The organism is Pseudoalteromonas sp. RB2-MNA-CIBAN-0110 (assembly GCF_040309305.1).
Taxonomy (GTDB): Bacteria; Pseudomonadota; Gammaproteobacteria; order Enterobacterales; family Alteromonadaceae; genus Pseudoalteromonas; species Pseudoalteromonas arctica.
Window position 1 is genome coordinate 1 of record NZ_JBEOOQ010000346.1, and the last position, 233, is coordinate 233.

General features: G+C 39.5%; 1 pseudogene. It reads left to right on the forward strand.

Features of this window, described 5'->3' with window-relative positions:
- Positions 1 to 233: pseudogene (locus AAEY68_RS21750) on the forward strand (threonine synthase); the annotation flags it as partial.

The following is a 233-nucleotide window of genomic DNA, read 5'->3' on the forward strand; positions in this document are numbered from 1 at the left end:
GGTAATGTGTGTGCGGCTATGATTGGCGCTGTTATTGGTATGCCAGTTGGTAAACTAAGTGCGACTACAAACCAAAACGACACAGTACCGCGCTTTATGCTTGATAAAAATTGGACGCCTAATGCGACAATTGAATCGCTTTCAAATGCAATGGATGTGAGTAAACCTAATAACTGGCCACGTGTGCAATCAATGTTAGATAATAACTGGTTTAGTTATGATAACTTTTATTC